Origin of the sequence: Ensifer sp. MJa1 (genome assembly GCF_037026475.1) — a bacterium.
In the GTDB taxonomy this organism is placed as follows: Bacteria; Pseudomonadota; Alphaproteobacteria; order Rhizobiales; family Rhizobiaceae; genus Ensifer.
In genome coordinates this window covers 429,302-444,209 of record NZ_JAKUMO010000002.1, presented here as the reverse complement: position 1 = coordinate 444,209, position 14,908 = coordinate 429,302, and the positions used below count along the sequence as shown (strand labels likewise).

The following is a 14,908-nucleotide window of genomic DNA, read 5'->3' as shown; positions in this document are numbered from 1 at the left end:
TTACTCCGCCGCCATGGGTTCAGCGGCCAGTCTGTCCGATGTTTCTTGAGAACGTGCCCGGCTTTTGGCGCGACGGCCGGCGAAATAGGCTCCGGTGGTGCCGACAACGCCCTTTGGCAGAAACAGGGTGACGAGCACGAAGAGGCCTCCGAGCGCAAACAGCCAGAATTCCGGAAAGGCGGCGGTAAAGATGCTTTTGCCCCCGTTCACAAGAACGGCACCGACGATCGGGCCGATCAGCGTGCCGCGGCCGCCGACCGCCGTCCAGATCACCACCTCGATCGAATTGCCAGGCTCGAACTCGCCGGGATTGATGATGCCGACCTGCGGCACGTAGAGCGCACCGGCGATGCCGGCCATCATCGCCGAAACGGTGAAGGCAAAGAGCTTGATGTGTTCGACCCGGTAGCCAAGGAAGCGCGTGCGGCTTTCCGCATCTCTGACAGCCACGAGCACCTTGCCGTATTTGGAACGCACGATCGCTGAAGTCAGGATCAGGCAGAGCGCCAGCATCAATGCAGAGATGGCAAAGAGAGTGGCGCGGGTGCCGTTTGCCTGGATGTTGAAGCCGAGGATGTCCTTGAAGTCCGTAAGACCGTTGTTGCCGCCGAAGCCCATGTCGTTGCGGAAGAAGGCGAGAAGCAGCGCATAGGTCATCGCCTGGGTGATGATCGAGAGATAGACGCCGTTGACGCGCGAGCGGAAGGCGAACCAGCCGAACACGAAGGCAAGCACCCCCGGCACCAGCACCACCATCAATGCTGCGAACCAGAACATGTCGAAGCCGTACCAGAACCAGGGCAGTTCCTTCCAGTTGAGGAACACCATGAAATCAGGCAGCAGCGGATTGCCGTAGGAGCCGCGCGCGCCGATCTGGCGCATCAGATACATGCCCATGGCATAGCCGCCGAGCGCGAAGAAGGCCGCATGGCCGAGCGAAAGGATGCCGCAGAAGCCCCAGACCAGATCGAGCGCCAGCGCCAGCAGCGCGTAGGTCAAATACTTGCCGAACAGCGAGACCAGGTAGGTCGGCACGTGCAGCGGATGGTCGGGCGCGGTCAGAAGATTGAGCGCCGGAACGAGGATGGCGAGACCGACAAGGATCGCCACGACAACGAGGATGTTTCGGTCCAGCGATTTCATCAGAAACGAGGTGATCATGCTTCCACCGCCCTTCCCTTGAGCGCGAAGAGGCCGCGCGGCTTTTTCTGGATGAAGAGGATGATCAGCACCAGCACGAGGATCTTGCCGAGCACGGCGCCGGCGTAAGGCTCGAGGAACTTGTTGAGAATGCCGAGCGAGAAGGCACCGACAAGCGTGCCCCAGAGATTGCCGACACCACCGAAGACCACGACCATGAAGCTGTCGATGATGTAGCCCTGGCCGAGATTGGGTGAGACGTTGTCGATCTGCGACAGAGCCACGCCAGCCATGCCGGCAATGCCGGAGCCGAGCGCGAAGGTGAGCGCATCAACCCAGGGCGTACGGATGCCCATCGAGGAGGCCATACGTCGGTTCTGCGTGACCGCCCGCATGCGAAGGCCCATCGGCGTCTTCTTGAGCAGGAACAGGAGAGCTGCAAACACGGTGAGTGCGAAGATGATGATCCACAGCCGGTTCCAGGTGATGGTCAGCCCGCCGAGATCAAAGGCGCCGGCCATCCACGAGGGGTTGCCGACCTCGCGATTGGTTGGACCGAAAATCGAGCGCACGGCCTGCTGCAGGACCAGCGAGATGCCCCAGGTGGCAAGCAGTGTCTCGAGCGGCCGGCCGTAGAGAAAGCGGATGACGCCGCGCTCGATCGCCAGGCCGACGGCGCCGGTAACGAGAAAGGCGAGCGGCAGAGCGATCGCCAGCGACCAGTCGAAGAGGCCGGGATAGGAATTGCGTATGACCTCCTGCACCAGAAAGGTCGTATAGGCGCCGAGCATGACCATCTCGCCATGCGCCATGTTGATGATGCCCATGACGCCGAAGGTGATGGCAAGGCCGATTGCCGCCAGAAGCAGGACCGAGCCGAGCGACAGCCCGTACCAGACATTCTGACCGGCGTTCCAGAGCGCCTGGGTCTGCTCGATGCGGGCGATCGCCGCCTCGATGTCGGGCTTGAGCGTTGCGTCGGCCGTGGCGAGCGCGGAGGTCAGGACCGCAAGGCCGGAGCGCCCGCTGCCGTCTGCAAGAAGCGTGATCGCCTGGCGCTTTTCATCACCAGTCCGGTCCGAAACAAGCAATGATACCGCCCGTGCCTCGTCAAGGACCTTGCGAACAGCCTCGTCCTTTTCGGCGGCAAGCGCCGTCTCGATCGCCCCGAGCGCCTCGGCATTCGGGGACTGGAGCATGGATTGGGCCGCCTTCAACCGCGCGCCGGCGTCATCGCTGAAGAGCGTCAGGCCGCCGAGCGCGCTGCGAACCGCGCGGCGCACAGCGTTGTTGACCTTCACCTTCTGCATCGCCGCTTTCGGCGCTTCGCCGGCCTCCGCGCCGGTCACCGGATCGACCAGAAGCAGGTTGGCGCCGCTCGACTTGACGAGGAAAACCTTGCCGTCGGATTTGCGCTGATAGAGCTCTCCCTCGCCCAACGCCTCCAGGACGGGAACAACTTTGGCATCGCCAGTTCTTGCCAGCGCCGATATCCGCTCATCCATGTCGGCGAGTTTCGCGGCGCCGAGCTGATCGACCAGCGCACCAAGATCATCTGCCGCACGAAGCCCGACCACATGGGTCGATATCAACAGGCAGAGCGCAACCAGCAGAATTTGCAGAAATCGGTACATCACCCTCTCGCTCGGGTCTTGCCCTGTCGCGCGGCGACAGGCGCTACGGTCGAGGTTTTCGCGATAAGCCCCCTCCGCCCGGCCGCATCAGCGGACGGAGGGATGCTGGCCCCCAAATTTCGTCATGCAAGGATTGACCGGGCGGACTGCCCGCCCGGTCTAAGATTACGTGATGAAATCAGGAGCCTTTACCGCCGCACTTGCCGGTGGCGACGTTGAAGTTGCCGCAGGACATTGGTGCGCGCCAATCGGAGATCAGGTTCTTGGAGTCCGGCAGATAGTCGGACCATTCGTCGCCGACGACGAGGCCGGGCGTTTCCCAGACGGTTTCGAACTGGCCGTCGCCCTGGATCTCGCCGATCAGCACCGGCTTGGTGATGTGGTGGTTCGGCATCATCGTCGAATAGCCGCCCGAAAGGTTCGGCACCGAAACGCCGATCATCGCATCAAGAACCGCGTCCGTGTCGGTCGTGCCGGCCTTTTCGACGGCCTTCAGCCACATGTTGAAGCCGATATAGTGCGCTTCCATCGGGTCGTTGGTCACGCGCTTGTCGTTCTTGGTATAGGCCTTCCAGGTCTTGATGAACTCGGCATTGGCCGGCGTGTCGACCGACTGGAAATAGTTCCAGGCAGCAAGGTGGCCGACGAGCGGACCGGTATCGAGACCGGCCAGTTCCTCTTCGCCGACCGAGAAGGCGACGACCGGAATGTCCTCGGCCTTGACGCCCTGGTTCGCCAGTTCCTTGTAGAAGGGCACATTGGCGTCGCCGTTGATGGTCGAGACGACGGCGGTCTTCTTGCCGGCCGAACCGAACTTCTTGATGTCGGAAACGATCGTCTGCCAGTCGGAATGACCAAACGGCGTGTAGTTGATCATGATGTCTTCGGGCTTCACGCCCTTGGCGATCAGATAGGCCTCGAGGATCTTGTTGGTCGTGCGAGGATAGACGTAGTCGGTGCCGGCCAGCACCCAGCGCTCGACGCTTTCGTTCTCCATCAGATAATCGACGGCGGGAATTGCCTGCTGGTTCGGTGCAGCGCCCGTATAGAAGACGTTGCGCTGGCTTTCCTCACCCTCGTACTGGACGGGATAGAACAGAATTGAATTGAGTTCTTCAAAAACCGGCAGAACCGACTTGCGCGACACCGAGGTCCAGCAACCGAAGACCGCCGAAACCTTGTCGACGGAGATCAGCTCGCGGGCCTTTTCGGCAAAGAGCGGCCAGTCCGACGCCGGGTCGACGACGACGGCTTCAAGCTTCTTGCCGAGCAAGCCGCCCTTCTTGTTCTGCTCGTCGATGAGCATCAGCATGGCGTCCTTCAGCGTCGTCTCGGAGATCGCCATGGTGCCGGAGAGCGAATGCAGGATGCCGACCTTGATCGTATCGTCGGCGGCAAAGGCGCCGTTGAACGCCGTCGATGACAGGATGGCGGCGAGGAATGCGCCGGTGACGCGTGCCTTGATATTCATCTGATTGAACCCCTCTCGTTCTGAAGCAGTGCGGCCTTCGTGCTCTTTTAGCCGTTGCTTGAGGGATCATCGGGCAGTCTCGCTGCACTGCACATACGTCATTCTACGTAGATGCCGGGGGCAAAGAGGAAGCGGCGCGGATAGCAGCGGCGCCAAGCGGCCAGAAATGGCGATTGAAGGCGACTTCTCCGGCGCTTGACCTTGCCATCGTTGGAAGCCCTAGACAGAGACCTCATCCGGAGTGAACGGAGCGGCAGCCATGCCACATATTCGACTCGAATCGGTTGGTAGCAGGTCGGGCAACCGGTGGCCTGCTCCAGTAGCGAACAGACAGAGCAGCCTCACGTCTCAAGGCCAAAAGACATGACGTCCTCACTTCACCCGCAATGGGATTTTGCTCGCGAGAAGCGCTCGCTCGTCCTGCGCTTCGTCGCCTTCGCCATCCTGCTCGCCAGTCTTATGCTTGGGGGCAACGAGGGCGCTGAACGCATGCATGCGGTCGTCGTCATCAGCTATCTCGCCATCAGCATCGCGTCCGTTGCCACGACGCGCCACCTACCCGGTCAGTCGTGGTTGAAAACCGTGTTCGTCGTGCTCGATGCCCTGCTGGTCGCCTTGCTGCGTACGCGCACATCCTCGCCGGACCGGTGACGGAAAACCACAATCTGACGACCACAAGCCTCGTCGTTGCCTTCATCCTGCTTGTCCATGTCGGCCTGAAACTCGAACGGCGGCTTGTTCTGATCTTCTCGAGCATCGTGCTCGTCGCCTGGGTGACGATGCTTGCGGCAACCGCCGCGCGGCATCAGGCAGCCGGTACGCTCTCCCTGCTCGGATCGTTCTTCAACCAGGATCTCGGCCTGACCGTCAGCTTCGGCTTCACCGCCTTTGCAATCTATCTTCTGGCGCGTGACCACGATCGTACGCGCAAGGAGGCGCTGAAGGCCGACCAGCGACGCCAGAACCTCTCCCGGTTCTTCTCGCCCCTGGTGGTCTCGGCTCTGCAAGAAAAGGGCGATGCGCTTGGCCTCGAACGCCGCGACGCGGCGATCATGTTTGTCGATCTGCGCGATTTCACCCTGTTTTCGGAGACAGCGCCCGCTGCGGAACTCGCCTTCGTTCTGGCCGAGTACCGGCAGCTCGTGTCGCAGACGATCTTCGAACATGGCGGCACCGTCGACAAGTTCATCGGCGACGGGGTGATGGCGGTGTTCGGTCAGCCGAGGCCCATGGAAGACGATGCCGATCGCGCACTCGTCTGTGCGCTTGATCTCGTCGATGCCCTCAGCGACTGGAAGAGCCACAATCGGTTGAACGGGCACCCGTCCCTCGATGCCGGCATCGGGCTGCACTACGGCACCGTCGTCGGCGGCGTGCTGGACAGCGGCTGCCACAGCGAATTCACCGTTATCGGCGATGCGGTCAACGTCGCCCAGCGCCTGGAATCCCTGACCAAGACGCTAGGCGCACCGCTTGTGGTCTCGGCGGCGCTGATGGCGCGTCTGCGGGCTCCGGTGCCGCCCGCTCTCTGGATGCCGCAAGAGGGGGTCATGCTCCCCGGCCGGCGGCTTCCCGTCGACGTCTGGTACTTGTGCCGAGAGCCCGAGCCGATGCATTCCGCAGAGCCGGCAGGGGTCGACACTTAGGCGTCGGCACAGTTCCGGCGGCTGGCCGTTGCGGCGACTATTTCCGGTCGGCGAGGCTGAGCCTGAACCGCGTGGTAAAATCACCGCCCCACCACATGGGAAAATTGGTGCCCCATTTGTTGTTGTGGATGTTGAAGCGGACGCCGGCCGAGAAGTCCGGCAGATCCGCGCAGAACGTCATGAACGGCCAGGACTGAGGGGCTACCAGCGGCGTATCGAGGTTTTCGACGGTGAGTTCGCCCCCTTCGGCCATTTGTCCCCGAACACCGGTAACCGCCTGCAGTTGCGCGCCGCCAGCGCGGGCGAAATTGTCGGTCGCATGCCACTGGCCCATCTTGCGCACGCTCCAGGCCGAGCGCCCCTCGGGTGTAAACGAAAGGAAGCTCGCCTCGGGCATGCGGTTGGCATTCTTGCCATAGAGCGCCAGCCGGATGTCGAGGCCGTTCGCTCCGGCGGAAAACTCAAGCGCAATTTCGGTCGGCGCACCCAAGTGCTCCACAGCCTCGATGGGCATCTCCGCGACGATCGATGTCGCCGTCGTACCCCGAAGCTTGGGAGAATAGGTCTGGGAGCGGGCCTCCGCGACATTGGCAAGGCCCGGCTTGTCGTGGTCGAGCACCGCCCAGTCCATCCACTGGGTCAGGTAGGTGTCCATGTGTCGCCGCACGTCGCCGGCATCATAACTTTCATAGCGGTAGGCGATCAGCGAGCCCTCGGCGCCTCGGATGGTTCGGCCGTCCGGCGCGGTCAAGGCGACAACATCGCCCGTTGTCGGATCGAGGTCGATGATCCAACCGCCCACCTCCAGCCGAGCGGCCGAAACCGCTGGCTCGGGCCGCGGCGGAACGGCAAGCTCGACAAGGGCCGCCCCGGCACGTGCGGCGTCTTCCCCGTCGAGTTCGGCTACAGCCTGTTCGAGATAGGCGTGTTGTTCAGCCCAGGAGGCCTCGGTGTAGTGGAAGCGCGGGTCCGTCTTTCGTGCCGCCTCGAATGCCGGTCGCGCCCAGGCCTTTTCGTCGCGCAGGAAGGATTTGATATCGACGCCGCAGGTATGCTCGGCCACCAGCGCCAGCTTGCGGCCGAAAGCCTGACGCCGTGCCGTCATCCGTTCTTCGGCGAAGCTGTTGTAGAGCCGCTGCAGCGCCAGATAGCGAGCGATCTTTTCCGGATCGGTCCCGCTGCCATGAATCCAGCTGTCGCCAAGCTCCTTCTCGACAACCGGGAAACGCTCTCGCGCCTCCCACATCAGCGCACCATAATCTTCCAGTGTCGCGGCGCGCACGGTCGCATCGGGCTCGTGCTTCAGGATCTCGCGGTAGGCTTCGGCTGCCTGCGACACGCTCTGCGGGCCGATGTTGTCGCTGGTGTGCGCAAAGCTCAGCCCGTCAGAAAGTCCCGCGGGGAAGTAGGTCTCTCCATAGGAGCGCTGATACATGACAACGATTTCGTCGCCGCCCGGCGCCCGCCAGCGGAAAACGTCAGGGATTTCCGGCGGCGGCGAAGCCGAGTTCACGCCGATATGCAGGAAACGCACGCCGGCTTCGGCCAGCAGCGGCACCATGCCGAGCGTATGACCCGGCACGTCGGTCATCTTGGCGGCGATCGTCTTCAGGCCGAAGCGGCGGTCGAGTTCCTGTGCATAGGAAAGCCCGGCCCGGAAAAGGTCCGGCGACATCAGTTCCGTATGGGTGGTGAAGGGAAGCGCGTGCCAGCGGATCAAGCCGCGCTCGATCGCCTGCTCCAACCGATCAACTTCTTCCTTCGAGCGCGAATTGAGATGATCCCAGATCAGCCAGGCGCCGGTCGTCCAGACAAACAGCGGTTCGTCTGGGTTCTCCTTGTAGAAATGCGCACCTGTCTCGATCGCCTGCGGAATGAAGCGCTCGTGATACTGCTTGCGGATCTTCTCGGCGTGATCGGTAAAGCCGATATCGAGATGGGTCTTGAAGACGACGTGGATGCGTTTTTCGGTCATGTTCGCTACCTTCAGCCGACGGTGCCCCGCACAATCAGGCGGGTATTGAGTGTCTCGGTGAGCGGCTCGGAATCGGGATCCCGAAGCCGCATGAGGATGAGGCGGACGAGCGCGCGCACGCGCTCTTCGAGGTCGATGCGCACGGTGGTGAGGTTGTAGCTTTTCCAGTGCGCCTGCGGGATGTCGTCGAAACCGACCACTTTGACGTCGTCAGGCACTGACAGGCCGAGTTCGTGGCGCAGCGCATCGATCGCCCCGAAGGCGCCGACGTCATTGGCCGCGAAGATCGCATCGGCACCGTCACCGACCCGGAAGAGGTCGAGCGTCGCCTGATAGGCGGTGTCATAGGTGTAATCACCGGCAAGCACGACCGGCGCATCCATGCCGCGCTCGGCGAGCGTCTCCTTGAGCGTGCGCTCGCGCTCGGCATTGGCAAGCGACTGCGCCTTGCCGCCGAGATAGGCGATGCGGCGCGCGCCATAACCCTGAAGCAGCGCCACCGCCTGCTCGATGCCGTTCTTCTGCCGCACGAGCAGCCGGTCGTAGAGCGTGCCGGATGCTGCGCCCGCAAACTGCTCGACGTCGTCGTAGATCACGTAGATCGGCACGGCGCGATCGAGAAAGCTGCAGAGAACGTCGGGCAGGATGTTCTCTGTGAAGGCGATCACCGAATCCGGATTGAAGCCGCGCATATAGGTGAGCAGGCGCGGATCCATGCTGAAATCAGCCTTCACCTTGAAGAGCAAGGTCGCGAAGCCTTCCGCCTGCAGTGCCGTCGTCAGCGCATCGATCTCCTGGCTCTCCCAGGGGCTGCAGACATCGGGCACGATCATGCCGACGAGATGCGAGCGGCCGGTCACAAGCGACCGCGCCGCCATGTCGGGCGTATAGTTCAACGCCCGCGCCACCTTGAGGATGCGGTCGCGTTTCTCCGGCTTCAGCGAGGCATTTGGATTGAAGGCGCGAGACACGGCCACCCTTGAAACATTGGCCTCGCGCGCCACCTGGTCGGCGGTGGCTCGGGCAGCTTTCTTGTCGGCGCGATCGTTCATTTATCCGTCACAAAATGAAAACGTGTTCATTAGCAAAAGAAATCAACGTGGCGATTTCGTCAAGTGAAATAAGAATTCCAGCGGCATTTACAGAAAGAACGCGTGGTCCATGTTGACAAAAATGAAAGCGTGTTCATTCTTGACCACTGTCGGGACGCCGGACCTGGAGGAGGGCCGGACTGTCGCAACCAGACACATAGGTCTTTGAGAGGACCGCCCGGGAGGAGAAAACATGCGTACCAGGTTTCATTCCCTATTGCTCAGCGCCGCTGCGGCCATTGCCTTTGCCGCGCCGGTGAGCGCCACCGAGCTCAACATCACCTGCCGCTGCGTCGTCGGCGGCGTCAACAGTGGCATGGCCGAGTGGATCGAGAACAAGGTCATTCCGGCCTTCACCGAGAAGATGAAGGCCGCGGGCAAGGACGTGACCGTCAAGCTCACGCAGTTCGGCGGCGAGGACGAACAGTTGACGCAGCAGCTCGCGCTCGACTTCTCGACCGGCTCCGGCCCTGACGTCTCGGGCTTCGACGGCTTCCTGATCCCGAGTTTCGTCCAGGGCAATCTCTTGAAGTCGCTCGAAGAGGTGGCCGGCGCAGACGTGCCGAAGTGGGAGGGGTGGCAGCACATCTCCGACGGCACCAAGGCGCTGATGAGCTATCAGGGCAAGCCCTACGGTATTGCGCTCGGCACCGACGCCCGCATGATCTTCGTGCGCAAGGACCTGTTCAAGGCGGCCGGCCTCGACGCCGACGGCTGGCAGCCGAAATCCTGGGAGGAGCTGCTGGAAGCCGCCCGCAAGATCAAGGCGGCAGCACCTGAGAGCTTCCCGCTGCAGCTCAACGCCGGTGTTTCCATGGGCGAAGCGACGACCATGCAGGGCTACTGGATGGCACTGCTCGGCACCGGCGAACAGGTCACCGACGAAACCGGCAAGTACATTGTCGAAAGCCAGGGCATTCTCGACACGCTGAAGCTCTACAAGACCATCTATGTCGACGAGAAGCTCGGCGACCAGCGCGCCCAGCTCTTGGCCGACGGCCGCAATCGAACCTTTGCCAACTTCCGCGATGGCAAGACAGCAATGCTGGTCGAGGGCGACTGGTTCTATCGCTCGGTGACAGCACCGGGCGCAGAGTTTGCCGTTGCGGACCGCGACAATGTCATGACCTGGAAGAAGATGCCGGCAACAGCCCCTGGCAAGGGTCTGCGCGGCCAGGACTTCGTCACCGTCTCGGGCGGCACCGGCTTCGTCATCAACCCGCATACGGACGCGCCCGCGGAATCCTGGGCGCTGCTTTCCTTCATGAACAGCAAGGAGCAGCTCACTGCCTTCCAGGAGATCCAGCCGGCAATCCGCATCCGTGACGACGTGGCGATCCCGAACTCGCCGTTCCTGACGGAGACGGCAACGACCTTGCTGCCGATCACCACCGCCCGCCCGAATGACGCCAACTACAACAAGGTCTCGACCGAGATCCAGCGCATGACCGAAAGCGTCGTTTCCGGCGAGCTCTCGCCCGAGGATGCGATGGCGCAATACAAGGCGGCCGTCATCGCCATCGTCGGCGCGGAAAACACCGTCAGCACGCTCTAAGATGATGTGCGGGATGCGGGCTCGATGGCGCCTGTATCCCACCGCCGATCCAGCGACCAGATTGCCCGGCCGTGTCTGCCGGCCGGGTGAACGTTCCAGGACAAGGGCCATGACACCAGCATGAAGACGTTCTCCCTGCTTTCGACGCGCGCCGGCGCACTCTTCCTTGCGCCCGCGGCGGCCCTCGTCGGGGTCTTCGTCATCATCCCCTTCTTCTGGGTGATTTTCGTTTCCTTCACCAACCGCACCCTGCTCGGACGCACGGCCGTCGATCCTGATTTCGTCGGCCTGCAAAACTACTTCGCGCTGTTCAATCCCGCGACCTTCTTTACCCGCGGCCAGTTCGGCTTCTCGCTGATCCTGACGATCCAGTTCGTGCTGCTGTCGGCGCTGATCGGCCAGGCGCTTTTGGGCCTGCTGCTCGCCTGGCTCAGCCAATCGGTGACGCCGACGCTGAAATCCTTCCTGCAGACCGCCGTCATCGCGGCCTGGATCCTGCCGGAAGTGGTGATCGGCTTCGCCTGGTTCGCTTTCCTCGACTACGACAACGGCACGCTCAACATGATCCTGCGCGGCCTCGGCCTGCCGCCTGGAGACTGGCTTTTGCAACAGCCTTTCTGGGTGATCGTGTTCTTCAACACCTGGCGGGGTGCCGCCTTCTCGATGATGCTGTTCAACTCGGCCTTCCAGTCGATCCCGCCGAGCTATTTCCAGGCTGCTGACGTCGCCGGCGCCACCTCCTGGCAGAAGCTGCGCGATATCGCCCTGCCGCTGATCCGCGGCCATGTCGTCACCGACCTGATCCTCATCACCATGTGGACCTTCAACGTCTTCACGCCGTTCCTGCTCACCCATGGCGGGCCGTCCTACCGCACCGAGATTCTCTCGATCTACACCTATCGCATTGCCTTCAAGGACTTCGAGTTCGGCAAGGGTGCTGCCGTCGGCGTCGTCATCATGCTGATCAACCTCGCCTTCGCGCTCGTCTATCTTCGCCTTGCCCACAAGAAGCCGGTGGAGGCGGAATGATGCGCAAGAGGACCCAGAACATTTTCGTCCGGCGCACGGTCTTTGCGGCCGCCGCCACCTTCCTCGGCACGGTCTTTGCTCTGCCGCTCGTCTGGTTCGTCTTCGCGCCGTTCAATGCGCGCGCCGAGCTTGGGCTTGCCATCCCCTCGCCCTTCACACTGTCCAACTTCGCGACCGTCTTTGAGAACACCTTCGCGATGCAGGCGCTGTTGAACAGCCTGATCCAGGCGGCGGGCGGCGTGGTGCTGGTCGGAGGGGCGGCTACTCTTGCTGCCTACGCACTGTCGCGCTCACCGATCCCCGGCAAGGGTGCGGTCACCTACATCCTGCTCCTGTTCTCGTCGGTCGTATCGGGGTCGGCGGCGATGGTGCCGATCTTCCTGATCATCTCGGCAGCAGGGCTGATCGACACCCATCTTGCTGTCATCCTCGTCTTTGCCGGCGGGCTGCTGCCGACGGCGATGTTCATCCTCAGGGACTTCATCGACGCCATTCCACGGTCCTACGAGGAGAGCGCCATGGTCGCCGGCGCCTCGCCGCTGCAGGCCTTCTTCGACGTGGCGCTGCCGGTCATCCGGCCCGGCATCGTCGTGGTCGTCGTCTGGGCCTTCGTCAACATCTGGGGCAGCTTTCTCATTCCCTTCATCCTCCTGCGCAGCGACAAGCTGATGCCGGCTTCGGTCGCGATCTACTCCTTCTATTCGGAAGCCGGTACGCCGATCGTCACGCTGCTGGCCGCCTATTCGCTGATCTATTCCCTGCCCGTCATCGCCCTCTATCTCTTCGTGAATTGGAAATTCGGTTTCCGGTTCTTCGGTGGCATCAAGTCGTAATCGGAAACTCCCATGGCCTCTGTCGAATTCCAGAACGTCTCCAAGAGCTTCGGCGCTTTCGTCGCCGTGCCCGACATCAGCTTTTCGATCGCCGACGGCGAGTTCATCTGCCTGCTTGGCCCCTCCGGCTGCGGCAAGACCACCAGCTTGCGTATGATCGCCGGCCTTGAGACGCCCTCTTCCGGCCGGGTGATGATCGGCGGCCGCGACGTCACCTACCTGCACCCGAAGGATCGCGGCATCTCCATGGTCTTCCAGGACTATGCGCTCTACCCGCACATGAACATCGCCGACAACATCGCCTATCCGCTGAAGGTTCGCGGCGAGCAGGAAGCAAAGCGCCACGCGCGGGCCAAGGACGTGGCCGATGTCTTGAAGATCGGTGACCTCCTGAAACGGCTGCCGAGCCAGATTTCCGGCGGCCAGCAGCAGCGCACGTCGCTCGCGCGTGCACTCGTCTATCCGAGCGAGGTCTATCTTTTCGACGAACCGCTTTCGAACCTTGATGCCAAGCTCCGCCTCGAAGCCCGCGGTTTCCTCAACCACCTGCAGCGAGACATGGGCATGACCGCCGTCTACGTCACCCACGACCAGGCCGAAGCCATGGCGCTTGCGACCCGCATTGCGGTGATGGACAAGGGCCGGATCGTGCAGTTCGCCCCGCCGATCGAAATCTATCGCCGGCCAGCGACCACCTTCGTCGCCAATTTCGTCGGCAACCCGCCGATGAACCTCGTCCCGGTCGCGGCATCCATTGGCGAGGGCGCGCTGCACCTTCGCGCCGAGGGCCTGCAACTGGCACCCATCGCCCCCACCGACGCCATCGCCAAGGCGGCGAAGGCAGGGAAGATGACGCTCGGTGTCCGCCCGGAGCACCTGCGCATTGCGGGCGCCGGCGACCAGAATGTCCTTTCCGGCGCGCTCTTCGCCAACGAGAACATGGGGCCGGAGAGCCTCGTCACGCTCGAGCGCGGCGACAATGGTCGCGTGACAGCGCGCATCTTCACCGACGACGAGATCAAGGTCGGCGCCTCCGTGCGCCTCGCCTTTGATGCACGCCACATCGCACTCTTCGATGAGACCGGCGCACGCATCCCGGCAGCCGACGAGCGCTGAGGACGCCATGCAGGAATTCGCCGTGCGGATTACCCGCGACCATCAAGCCGCTGATCCCTACTTCTATGTGCCCTTCGACGTGCCCGAAGGCGTCACCCGCATCGACGTGACGCTCAGCTACCCCAAGTCTGAACAGTGCATCATCGACCTCGGCGCACTTGATCCGCGTGCGACCGACTACCCGACCGAGAAGGGATTTCGCGGCTGGAGCGGCGGCGCGCGCGACCGCTTCTTCGTCGCGACGGACGACGCCACGCCCGGCTATATCCATGGCGAGACTCCATCCGGGCTATGGAAGGTCATGCTCGGCCTCTACAAGGTGCCCGAGGACGGCGTCGATGTGCTTGTCACGGTCGCCTATGACAGCAACCCGCGCCCCGTCGCCCCACAGCCCGAGCGAAAATTCCCGGTCCGCAAGCAAGCCAGCTGGTATCGCGGCGATCTTCACTGCCACACGTTTCATTCGGACGCTGCCGGCGCACCGGAACTGCTGCATGCGGCCGCGCGACAGGCAGGTCTCGATTTCCTCGCGGTCGCCGACCACAACACCATCACCCAGCGACGTTATTTCCACCCGCACTCGTCTTCAGATCTCGTCTTCGTGCGGGCCATGGAGGTCACCACCGCCGTCGGCCATGCCAATGTCTTCGGTATCGACGACTGGATCGATTTCCGCATGACCAGGCCCGAGCATGCCCATACGCTTGAACGTCTCGTGCACGATCGCGGCGGCCTCTTGTCGATCAACCACGACAAGCCGACGATCCCCTGGGATTACGATCTGCCCGAGATCGACTGCATGGAAGTCTGGCAGTCCCATTGGCTTGCCTGGAACTGGGTGTCGCTCGAGCGCTACCAGCAGCGGCTCGCCTTGGGCCTGAAGATCTCCGCGATCGGCGGCAGTGACTTCCATCAACCAGCCCGTCTGATGCCCGAGGGGCCGCTGGTGCTTGCGCGCCCGACGACGGTGCTCTGGCTGGACGAACTGTCCGAGGACGCTGTGCTCTCTGCCATGAAATCCGGCCGCGGCTACGTAACGGAAAGCCCAACCGGGCCGCATCTTGAGCTTACCGCCAATGGCGCGCCAATGGGATCGACTGTCAACGGGCCGATCGAGGCAGAGGCTCTGGTTCGCGGAGCCGGGGGCGACAAACTCTTGTGGCTCGACGCCTCCGGCCTCGTCAAAGAAGAGCGCATCGAGACCGACAATTGGACCGGCCGCTACGCCGGCTCCCCAAAACGCTTCCTGCGAACCGAGATTGTCGCCGCCGCCAGCCGCGACACGATCATTGGCGATTTCCGCGGCGCGCTCTCCGGAAAGAGTCTGCCCTGGCAACTCTCCGACGACGATCTCTCGCGGCGCACCATTCGCCGTGCCATCAGCAATCCGGTCTATTGCCACCCTGCCTGAGGGCCAC

10 protein-coding genes and 1 pseudogene are annotated in these 14,908 nt (G+C 62.7%); 6 read left to right on the top strand and 5 right to left on the bottom strand.

The genetic code is table 11. The annotated features are described in order from the left end of the window. From urtC to urtA, 3 genes are all read right to left on the bottom strand, one after another. Entirely contained in the window at positions 1-1,161 is a 1,161-nt protein-coding gene (urtC, locus tag MKZ91_RS04750; RefSeq protein ID WP_336168463.1) for an urea ABC transporter permease subunit UrtC, read from the bottom strand. Beyond that, complete coding sequence (gene urtB, locus MKZ91_RS04745; protein WP_336168460.1) at positions 1,158-2,774, bottom strand: urea ABC transporter permease subunit UrtB; 1,617 nt, start codon at positions 2,772-2,774, stop codon at positions 1,158-1,160. Before urtB ends, urtC begins: the two co-directional genes overlap by 4 nt. A 178-nt stretch (positions 2,775-2,952) precedes the next feature. Beyond that, complete coding sequence (gene urtA / locus MKZ91_RS04740; protein WP_336168459.1) at positions 2,953-4,245, bottom strand: urea ABC transporter substrate-binding protein; 1,293 nt, start codon at positions 4,243-4,245, stop codon at positions 2,953-2,955. Between the two features lie 363 nt (positions 4,246-4,608). On the opposite strand from urtA, the pseudogene MKZ91_RS04735 reads away from it, so the two are divergent. Then, positions 4,609-5,891: pseudogene (locus tag MKZ91_RS04735) on the top strand (adenylate/guanylate cyclase domain-containing protein). Between the two features lie 37 nt (positions 5,892-5,928). On the opposite strand, the gene MKZ91_RS04730 reads toward MKZ91_RS04735, so the two are convergent. Continuing rightward, positions 5,929-7,866, bottom strand: coding sequence for a DUF5054 domain-containing protein (locus MKZ91_RS04730; RefSeq protein WP_336168458.1), 1,938 nt, complete (start codon positions 7,864-7,866; stop codon positions 5,929-5,931). Between the two features lie 11 nt (positions 7,867-7,877). Further along, positions 7,878-8,918, bottom strand: coding sequence for a LacI family DNA-binding transcriptional regulator (locus tag MKZ91_RS04725; RefSeq protein WP_336168455.1), 1,041 nt, complete (start codon positions 8,916-8,918; stop codon positions 7,878-7,880). 232 nt (positions 8,919-9,150) lie between these two features. Between MKZ91_RS04725 and MKZ91_RS04720 the strand changes: the two genes are divergently transcribed. The 5 genes from MKZ91_RS04720 (at position 9,151) to MKZ91_RS04700 (ending at position 14,901) form a co-directional block, all read left to right on the top strand. Next, positions 9,151-10,512: an extracellular solute-binding protein gene (locus MKZ91_RS04720; RefSeq protein ID WP_336168452.1), complete on the top strand. Its 1,362-nt coding sequence runs from the start codon at positions 9,151-9,153 to the stop codon at positions 10,510-10,512. Between the two features lie 120 nt (positions 10,513-10,632). Further along, positions 10,633-11,541: a carbohydrate ABC transporter permease gene (locus MKZ91_RS04715; protein ID WP_336168450.1), complete on the top strand. Its 909-nt coding sequence runs from the start codon at positions 10,633-10,635 to the stop codon at positions 11,539-11,541. Beyond that, entirely contained in the window at positions 11,541-12,374 is an 834-nt protein-coding gene (locus tag MKZ91_RS04710) for a carbohydrate ABC transporter permease (RefSeq protein WP_336168448.1), read from the top strand. The genes MKZ91_RS04715 and MKZ91_RS04710 overlap by 1 nt, the downstream gene beginning before the upstream one ends. Before the next feature lie 12 nt (positions 12,375-12,386). Then, positions 12,387-13,490, top strand: a complete 1,104-nt coding sequence (locus tag MKZ91_RS04705; RefSeq protein WP_336168447.1) for an ABC transporter ATP-binding protein — start codon at positions 12,387-12,389, stop codon at positions 13,488-13,490. Between the two features lie 7 nt (positions 13,491-13,497). After that, a complete protein-coding gene (locus tag MKZ91_RS04700; protein ID WP_336168445.1) occupies positions 13,498-14,901 on the top strand; it encodes a CehA/McbA family metallohydrolase in 1,404 nt (467 codons plus the stop codon). The last annotated feature ends 7 nt before the right edge of the window (positions 14,902-14,908 follow it).

Excerpts from the sequence above, each read along its gene's own strand:
- urtC (WP_336168463.1), bottom strand. The coding sequence starts at position 1,161 with ATGATCACCTCGTTTCTGATGAAATCGCTGGACCGAAACATCCTCGTT.
- urtB (WP_336168460.1), bottom strand. The coding sequence starts at position 2,774 with ATGTACCGATTTCTGCAAATTCTGCTGGTTGCGCTCTGCCTGTTGATA.
- urtA (WP_336168459.1), bottom strand. The coding sequence starts at position 4,245 with ATGAATATCAAGGCACGCGTCACCGGCGCATTCCTCGCCGCCATCCTG.
- MKZ91_RS04730 (WP_336168458.1), bottom strand. The coding sequence starts at position 7,866 with ATGACCGAAAAACGCATCCACGTCGTCTTCAAGACCCATCTCGATATC.
- MKZ91_RS04725 (WP_336168455.1), bottom strand. The coding sequence starts at position 8,918 with ATGAACGATCGCGCCGACAAGAAAGCTGCCCGAGCCACCGCCGACCAG.
- MKZ91_RS04720 (WP_336168452.1), top strand. The coding sequence starts at position 9,151 with ATGCGTACCAGGTTTCATTCCCTATTGCTCAGCGCCGCTGCGGCCATT.
- MKZ91_RS04715 (WP_336168450.1), top strand. The coding sequence starts at position 10,633 with ATGAAGACGTTCTCCCTGCTTTCGACGCGCGCCGGCGCACTCTTCCTT.
- MKZ91_RS04710 (WP_336168448.1), top strand. The coding sequence starts at position 11,541 with ATGCGCAAGAGGACCCAGAACATTTTCGTCCGGCGCACGGTCTTTGCG.
- MKZ91_RS04705 (WP_336168447.1), top strand. The coding sequence starts at position 12,387 with ATGGCCTCTGTCGAATTCCAGAACGTCTCCAAGAGCTTCGGCGCTTTC.
- MKZ91_RS04700 (WP_336168445.1), top strand. The coding sequence starts at position 13,498 with ATGCAGGAATTCGCCGTGCGGATTACCCGCGACCATCAAGCCGCTGAT.